At 36.4% G+C, this 8,688-nt stretch carries 9 protein-coding genes; 4 read left to right on the top strand and 5 right to left on the bottom strand.

Features of this window, described 5'->3' with window-relative positions; all coding sequences use genetic code 11:
• Positions 1-886 precede the first annotated feature (886 nt).
• From DW015_RS12830 to dcm, 5 genes are all read right to left on the bottom strand, one after another.
• Positions 887-1,672 (bottom strand): hypothetical protein, encoded by a 786-nt coding sequence (locus tag DW015_RS12830; protein ID WP_117905911.1) that lies wholly within the window; start codon positions 1,670-1,672, stop codon positions 887-889.
• A 296-nt stretch (positions 1,673-1,968) separates the two neighbouring features.
• Positions 1,969-2,919, bottom strand: coding sequence for a hypothetical protein (locus DW015_RS12825; RefSeq protein WP_117905910.1), 951 nt, complete (start codon positions 2,917-2,919; stop codon positions 1,969-1,971).
• A 2-nt stretch (positions 2,920-2,921) separates the two neighbouring features.
• Positions 2,922-3,668, bottom strand: a complete 747-nt coding sequence (locus tag DW015_RS12820) for a hypothetical protein (RefSeq protein ID WP_117905909.1) — start codon at positions 3,666-3,668, stop codon at positions 2,922-2,924.
• A gap of 15 nt (positions 3,669-3,683) precedes the next feature.
• Positions 3,684-4,490 carry an Eco47II family restriction endonuclease gene (locus tag DW015_RS12815; protein WP_117905908.1) on the bottom strand — a complete coding sequence of 269 codons (807 nt, stop codon included), beginning with the start codon at positions 4,488-4,490 and terminating at the stop codon, positions 3,684-3,686.
• The gene (dcm, locus tag DW015_RS12810) at positions 4,490-5,713 is read right to left on the bottom strand and encodes a DNA (cytosine-5-)-methyltransferase (RefSeq protein ID WP_117905907.1); all 1,224 of its coding nucleotides are present in this window, start codon (positions 5,711-5,713) and stop codon (positions 4,490-4,492) included. Before dcm ends, DW015_RS12815 begins: the two co-directional genes overlap by 1 nt.
• Positions 5,714-6,262: 549 nt before the next feature.
• Here dcm and DW015_RS12805 point away from each other — a divergent pair.
• The 4 genes from DW015_RS12805 (at position 6,263) to DW015_RS12790 (ending at position 8,458) form a co-directional block, all read left to right on the top strand.
• Positions 6,263-7,054, top strand: coding sequence for a TIGR04255 family protein (locus DW015_RS12805; RefSeq protein WP_117905906.1), 792 nt, complete (start codon positions 6,263-6,265; stop codon positions 7,052-7,054).
• Entirely contained in the window at positions 7,047-7,628 is a 582-nt protein-coding gene (locus DW015_RS12800; RefSeq protein ID WP_117905905.1) for a hypothetical protein, read from the top strand. The genes DW015_RS12805 and DW015_RS12800 overlap by 8 nt, the downstream gene beginning before the upstream one ends.
• 1 nt (position 7,629) lies before the next feature.
• Complete coding sequence (locus DW015_RS12795) at positions 7,630-8,067, top strand: hypothetical protein (RefSeq protein ID WP_117905904.1); 438 nt, start codon at positions 7,630-7,632, stop codon at positions 8,065-8,067.
• Positions 8,068-8,320: 253 nt separating this feature from the next.
• The gene (locus DW015_RS12790) at positions 8,321-8,458 is read left to right on the top strand and encodes a DUF4314 domain-containing protein (protein ID WP_117905903.1); all 138 of its coding nucleotides are present in this window, start codon (positions 8,321-8,323) and stop codon (positions 8,456-8,458) included.
• The last annotated feature ends 230 nt before the right edge of the window (positions 8,459-8,688 follow it).

The raw sequence follows: 8,688 nt of genomic DNA, 5'->3' as shown, positions 1-8,688 counted from the left end.
AGCAGTCCGTCAATAATAAACTCCTTCGGCTTGAATACTGTTGTCAATATTTCTTCTGCGGTTTTCGTTTGTAACATATTACTCATGTGATTCCTCCTTTCCCATGAGATTCCCGAACACAGCCAACAGCTTTTTTCGTTACGAGCAACTGCTCACGCGAACTATTTGTGTGGGCTGTGTCCGACGGATTTCTGCTATCCCAAGTGAAAAATGTGGGAGCAGTATCTTTATTGCAATTTGAACTATTTTTGGCACATAAATCAGACACATCACGAACGCATCAGGACATAGTACGTCCAGCATAACGGACACACTGTTTTTTACAGCAGTATCCGCCGTACTATACCTGACGAATCAGAAGCCGCCCGACTGCACATCGGACTCATAGGCAGCTTAAATGCTCGGCTGCCCCAGCACACTCCCATTGCCTGCGACGGTTTTATCACGCTCGGACTGTGGCTGAGTGTAAGTATCCGTTCCCGACTTTCATCGCTGCTTCACATCTGCGCTATGTGAAACCAAAGATGTTATCGCTCGGCTCTCGCGTCATCGCGCATCTCTGGGATGGTACGGCTCACCGCCCCACCATCGGAAACAACGTAACTCCTGATCCCATATTCAATTTTCAAGTTACTTTTTGGTTTTTATTTGTTCATTTCAGGTCACCTCTTTATACAACCGGTTGTGTAATATATATTCTGCTATATCATATTACACGGTTTGGAGAAGAATGAGCAGGGTCTCTAAATCGAACTCTGCTCGCACTTCATATTAATTCTGTAATTGCATATAAAATATATACTATTACTCTCGTGATTATATTATAACACACTATTTTTATTTGTCAAGGCCTCCATTTTTATTTTGAAACAAAAAGAGCAAAGCATCAATTGTGCTTTGCTCTGGATTTGTATACGTTATACTGATTTCGGCATCTTGCGGAACAGAACTCGCTGCGTATATCGGTGGCATAGAACAGCTTTCCACAGTGTTTGCAGGTACGGAGTGGTTTCTTATTGCCGGTTACTGCTTTGGCAAAGGCGAGATCCATCATTGCCTTGAGGGAATCATACTCGCACAGCAGGTTCAGACCGTTCCTATCGTCTATCTTGTATGTTAGGCGAGGAGGAATGAACTCCGTCAGCTTTGATCCTTTTCCTGTCGTGAAACTGTACAAGTACTTGAAGTATTTCTTCACCCATTCAAGTGGTTCGCAGTACTTATACTTCCGCAGGAACATTGTTGAGTATATCGGACTGCGGTAGTACAGTCTCAGCTTGCCCTTCTTGTTGGTTTTATCAAGCAGATCAATGCTATCAAGAGGAAAGAAGATTTTGGCAAACTCGTTCACATCAATGATACCGCTATCAGTAAAGATATTGTCGTGAACGATGACGTGCTCATTTTTACCTATGTCTGAGCCTGCTATGTCAGGCATTATACCAAGCAGACCGTATTTGTGAACGAAGTCCAGAACCATTTCGTTCTGACCGAGGTCATTCTCCGTCAGGTACTTGCCGAGATTCAATGCCTCAGTCATCATTTCATTTTCGCTCTTTATCGGATCATATACCGAACCGTATTCGCAGGGAACAATGTACTCCATGCCGTCTATGCTCTGTATTTCGTATCTTGTATTTTTATGCCAATGGCTTACTAATAGCTGTTCCATACGTTTCTCCTGTAATTATATTTTTTTGCAAACATATTACTTGATAACTATATTCTAACATGCTTTTTTATGTTTGTCAAGCCCTTGAAAAAAGAAACAGGACAACCGAAGCTGCCCTGTGATACGGCGTGATTTGTCATCAAGTCCTGATTATTAATCTGTTTTTCTTAATAGCATACTAAATGCAAATGGAAATGCTTTCGCTCGTACAAATCGCAAAAATTTTAACGCATTTGTTTCGTTCTTGGTATAAGAAATATAATGAAAAGAATATTTTTCATTAATCGGAAAGTATGCTATTGTGCATTATTGTCTTCAATTAGCTTAATTATAAAATCTTTTGCCCCTTGAAGCAACCTTCTTTTGTATGCACGCTTGTTGTCTGAATCCTCTTCTTTTTTAAACCATGTTTTGTTGTTTTTAAAAACTCCATTAATTTGGTCTCGTGAAGCAGGTAATCCCAAAATGTCTGTCATCAAACATTGAATATCCGTCACTGAAAAGCTTTCTCCTTTTCCTTCATTGGAAACGATATACATAATCATAAGCATCTGTTCTTTGAAATTATTTAACTTATTGATGCCAGGGTAATTACTCAAGTTCAATTCATCAGGATTCATTTCACTATATATTGACTCACTCTTTGCTCTTGGTTTTCTTACTCTAGCAACCTTTTTTTCAACAGAGTCCTTGGGCGCATAATTTTCTATATACTTTATACCTTTGTTAGTTAATGTATACGGTTTAGGAGTTTTTTGTTCTGACTTATCATCATCCATAATATATCCCTTTTGTGTTAGCTTTAATAGAACATCGCTTATATTAGAGCATTTTGGACGACGTGCATCAGAGTAGTACTGTTTTACTGTTTCAGAATTAAACGATTTGACGTTATTCTTCTTTTCATCATAATAAGCAGCCATTAGGACAAAGTCTTGTTCACTTAAAACGCCTTTATCGCTTAAAAACGCAGAAAGACTTGTTCTAGAAAGATCTTGAGGTTGTTTATTTACAATAACAGAACTTTCATCATTATTTATTGGCGAATCAACTTGTTCGATAAGTGGCGTTTCATTGTTTTCTATGTACTGATTAGCACTTCCTGCTCCCCTAGTTCTTACTATAGCATCTACTGCCGCAGGAAGAAGAGCATTCATAAAAACATTCCGTTCTCTTTCGATGACCTCAGCAGAGCCTTCTGCTTCAAATTCAATTTCACCAATTTTAAATTTTACTCGATTTTCCAATCTTAAATATCCTCCTTTTCCATAAGTCCTGCTTTATTATATAATTCCTCAAGCATAACACGATAGTTTAGCTTAATATCATCGATATCCTTTATTCCTGCCGTATATGTAATATTATGGGCAGAAAAATTACCGACTTTTCTGAATGAATCAAATTCAGTCTTAATTCGAGATAACTTGAGTGTATTATTGTTAATTGCATTTTTCACTATTCCGTCAAGCATTATATACCCAGAACCGCTTTTATCTTTGATTTCATCATCAATTCCAAGATTTTGATATGATAGAATTAACATGATCTCAAAAAGCCTTCGCATTAGGACAGCAACTGCATCATAACAATTATTCGCATATGAGTGATTAATTTGCTGTATTAATCGGGTGAGATAATTCCGTTTACCGCAAAACTTACTCTCATCAATTAGTTCGCTTTCTGAATTTATTGTCTCATTATCATTCCAAAGTATACCATACTGTTGTTCATATTCCTGAAATACAGAAGGAATAAACTCAAGCGAAGTTTTTAATCCTTTGGGTATGCGCATGATTTTCTTTTCAATCAAACTTTTTTTAACTCTGCTGCTATTAATTGGGTTAAATCCAGCATCAGAGAATAGTTCTTGAATTCCTTTCATATCAAAAATTTGCTCATCTGTTGTTTTGTAATGATAGTAGCATAGTAATGCCGCTTGAATTGTTTGATTTTGCTTATCTAATTCAGTTGCTTTTTTAAAATCAAGTATTTTCATACAACACCTTCTTTATTAAAAACCTGTGTAGCTTCCAAATCCCAGCATATATACCGCCATAGCCACAGCAAGGTTCTCATCGTCAACATTCTGTTTTTTAGCAAGCTCCTTCAGCTCATCAATAACAATATCGTGTGGAACGATTGAGCCTTCAAGCTCGTCCACAGCTTTCTGAATGATGGACGGCAGCACCATACACATCTGGTAGAAAGCATCTTCCTGTCCTGTCACGAGAGCATAGAACTGGTCGAGGCTCACACGACGGATCAGCTTGTGACCAACCTTCTTCTTATCGACTGTTGTTTCCCACTTGATGTTCTGCGACTTCTGGGCGATAGCTTCAACAAGGAAACAAGCACAATCATCATCGGTGAGGAGCTGATTCTGCATCTTGATAAAGGTCTTGCCTGCCGAAGCCGAGTTCATAGTGTTATGCTTGTTCTTCATCTCAACGTACACGGTATGTACGCTGATCCTATCAGTAACAACGATGCCATCGGAATTCTCAAAGATAACGTCCCAGCCGCCTTCTTTACCATTATCGGGAACACGGCAGTTAGCTATGTACTGGAATATTCTCTGATGGAAGTATCCGATGTCGTTGTTATTGGATTTATCACGCTGGCGGAATATCTCGTTGCTAACGATTTCCTCCCAAGAAGCCTGATAAACGGTCTTATCAAAAATCAGTTTGATAGGGTCAATGATATTCTTATTAAACCGTTTCAAATCGAAGGATTCCAGCTTCTCACCATATTTCTCTATGGTCTTCTTAACGTGCTTTGTAAAATCTTCTTCACTGATAAAACTAAGTGTCCACATTATGATAAGCCCTCCAATGCGATTTTAATTTGTTTTGCTATGTCCATTGCAAGATTGACAGGAACGGCATTACCAACCTGTTTATACTGCGAACCGATACTTCCGCAGAACTGCCATTCATCAGGAAAACTTTGACACCGAGCATTTTCACGAATAGTAAACGGTCTTGGTTCGAGTGGATGACAGCGATCTGTCTGTTTCTGGCTTGGTGAAGTCAGAACAGTAAGTGAAGGCTCGTCAAGGCTTAGCCTGCGGAGGATACCTGTTCTTCCACCTTCCATGAACCAACAGCTTTTCATGTATTCTTTAGCAATATTCTCGGGAATATCTCTCCAATATCCACCTGGAGGCACAAGCTCAAATATCTTACGCTTGTATTCAGAATATGGAGTACCTGCACTCTCTGGGCAATCGAGCAAGACGTCACGAAGAACAGGTTTGTATTCATGGGGTGTGGGGAAAGTAAACTTTATTTGATCGGTAAGGTCATTTCTGATACCGATAGTGATAAGTCTTTCACGCTTCTGAGCAACACCATAGTCCCAAGCATTCAGAACCTTCTTTTGAATTGTGTAGCCTGTGCTTTCAAAAATGTCAGTAATGGTCTTGTATGTTCTGCCCTTATCATGAGTCAGCAGACCACGAACATTCTCAAAAAGAAACATCTTAGGCTGCAGTTGTTCAAGAAACTTCGCATAGTGATAGAATAGTGTGCCACGGGCATCTTCCAAGCCAAGTCTTTTACCTGCATAGGAGAAACTCTGGCAAGGTGCGCCGCCTGAAAGTAGATCAAGTTCACCCTTATCCAAACCAAAGTAATCTTGTAGATCAAGACAGGAAATATTTGCTATATCATCATTAATAACTCGCCATTCTGGTCTGTTTCTACGAAGCGTATCCGATGCATCTTTATCCACTTCAATAAGTCCAATCGTGTCGAATCCAGCTTTTTCGATTCCGAGAGCAAGACCGCCTGCACCAGCAAACAGTTCAATACATGAAAATTTCTTCGATTCTTTATTTGCGGTTATATCCATAATATCACCGATGTTACAGTTCAGCACCATACATATCTTTTCAAGGCTTTCAAGGGAAACCGTTTCATTCTTTCCCATACGAGCCATTACATTGAAACTGATACCTGATGCTTCTTTCAGTTCGGTTTTATTCATACCTTTATCGATAAGTAATTTCCAAAGATTGTTGTAGCTTACTGCCACTATAATTCATTCCTTCCTGCACACTCTAATGCAATAATGGGTTATGTAAATTATAGCACACACCCAAAGATAAGTCAACAATTCTCACGAAATCATTAGAAATCCTTTAATAGTTTTCTTACACACAATTTGGATTATTGAAATACAATAAACCATAATAATTATAATGTTTATGTTAATTCTATTTACGTGACTATTTATAAATTTAATTATTTACAACGAACAAAAGTCTTGAATTTTATATTAAACTGTGATATAATACTATAAAAGAGTGATAATATTCGTAACTCTTTGATTTATAGACAATAAATATACCAAATCAATGCGTATTTGATTGTTCACAAATAAGGATAAGTTATAATTATATTTTAATATCTTTTTATATGAATCTCTTAGATATCTTAAACCCTTGAACAAATAAATAGCCAAACTAAAAGTACATATCTTAGCATTTATTTAATGATATAAACATAATATTGAAATGTTAAAAATTAGCTTTATGGAATATTGTCTCCATAAATAAGTTACTGTAGTAAGTGAAAGGTGCTAAAAATGAAAAAAATAAAGTATGAAAACTGCCCTTTGATTGAAGTGGTATTTCAAGTAAATTATCCTACGATTCTTGCAATTGATTCTAAGGAACCTGCTGATTTTCAAGATAGAATTAGAGAACTGTACCCTATTTATGATTTTCAGACACAAGAAATGGGGCAAGTTACTGTTGGTTTAGGACAAAGCCAACCGACATTCTCTCATAGTACAACATCAAAACGATTTTATTCATTTGTATCAACAGATGGAAAATGGAAAGTAGTGTTATCAAGGGATATGTTGGTGCTTTCTACTGTAGCTTATTCGCATTGGGAGGATATGCTTTCAAGAGTAATGATTCCCATCAATTATTTTTCTGAGATTTATCACCCAGTTTATTATTCTAGAGTTGGATTGAGATATATTGATTCTTTCGAAAAAGAAAAACTAGGATTATCTGATTCACCGTGGAAAGATCTTTTAAAACCACACTTACTAGGATCATTAAGCTATACTACACAAGACTATATGCAAGTAAAATCAGCAAGTGTAATTTCAGAATTATGCTTTGATGATGTGATAGTTCATTCAGAGTCTGGGCTTGGAAGTGTTGATCATAGAGACGGCAATTCACCAGTTGAAGCGTTTTTGTTAAACTGTGATTATTATTCATATGGACAATTTTCAAAAGATGACATCAGTAAAGTTGCTGATAAGCTGCATACGAGGTCACATATCTTTTTTAGAGATTCGATTCAAGACAAGCTTCATCACGCAATGAAACCGATAGAATTGGAAGGCAAAAATGAGTAGTTATTTAACAAATAAAAAAACATTTTCCCCTCAAATTAATTCATATTTGGATTTAATTGACGAATCCCGATTAATTAATAAAAAGAACGAGAGCATATCTAAAATAATGGATATAGATTTAACTCGTTCTATATCTATTCTTAATAAATTGAATATACTTACTTCTTCAAGTTATGCTATGCGGATTCCTACTGAAGTAGATATCTTTTCAAATTTACCTATCTTTGTATTCAGCGATTCACATAATAAACAAATGGGTAATCTTATGAGACTATTTAGAGAGCTTTTTATAGAATCCATTCAACATAAGAACATAAATAAAAATCTCCCTAAGCTCGAATACATTAATAATGAAAACGAAGAAAATGAAATAATACAATTGCACTCAACATGGGATGAGGGCGAGGCTCTTCTTTATTTTTCATTTGAATCTATTAACGAAGAAAGTAGTATGGGCATTATTTGGAATGATAATATAAAGAAAAATTATGAAACAAGAGCCGGAAATATATCACTTAACAATATAAACGATATTCTGTATGAAGCAATAGACTTTATTTTTAGGGTGTATTAAAATGAATGAAGTAATATATCCAGATAAATTTTTTAGAGGAATTTCTAATTGTTATCTGGAAAATGGTTATCTTTTGCCAGAAGCATTTCGCTTAGATAAAGAACGCGAAGATGGATATTGCGAAATATCTATTACTTGGTGTGACGATTCTAATGCATTTGATGTTATTGCATCTCAATGTAAGGAAGATGGTTCATTGCAGTTTCCAGCAGGAATTTCAGAGGTTATACGAAAAGAGCTTGATGAAAGAATGAAGCCTCAATTCATACAAAAGAATCTCTTATATGAACGAAGACCAACACCAAATAATAAATATCATGGAAATCTTTTAGTTTTAGGTTCTCTTAATAAAACAATAAAAAATATGATTAAGAGCCAGTTAGCCTTACTAGGTCAATCAACAATTCATAAGAATCCATATCATTCAACAAATACTTAGCTTTTTTCTTATATGTATTTTTCAACGACGTTGCATTACCATTAGGTTCTATTGGCAACACCGTGCAGGTTCAAGTCCTGTCACCCGCACCATATTAGTGCAATGAAATAGATGCACACCTCGAAAAGCTCGTATTTACGAGCTTTTTTTGCGTTTTGAGGGTAAAAAATTTCAGGTGTAAAACCGTAGATGCTTTTCACCGGTTTTCACCAAAAAGGAAGTTGGACTCTACACAACAAAAAATATCGAACATATGGATGATATCGGCACTGTGCATTGCGTCTTTGATAACGGCAGAACGCTCGGAGTTATCCCTGGTGTGGACGATTTCCATATTGTAAGTGAAGATAGTGAGCAAACAGAAGATGAAGAAATGAATATATCAATGTGACGGTCAAGTTTTGAAAAAAGCTTGACCGTTTTTTTGTTGGAAAAATCGGAAACCTGCTAAGAAAAATCAATAGGCAAAATGAACAAAGTTGAGAAAAGAAGCAAAGGAAAAAACGATATAACAAAGCTGACGTTTGAAGGAAGTATTCAAACGCCCGATGAGTATGTACCTGAGACTACAATCAATGTTCGGAGTAAAACTCCATAACCTTGCCGTAGTAAACTCGAAGG

This window comes from Ruminococcus sp. AF37-20 (genome assembly GCF_003460465.1).
GTDB classification, from domain to species: Bacteria; Bacillota; Clostridia; order Oscillospirales; family Ruminococcaceae; genus Hominimerdicola; species Hominimerdicola aceti.
The sequence above is the reverse complement of the archived record's forward strand: the minus strand, read 5'-3'. Positions and strand labels throughout refer to the sequence as shown.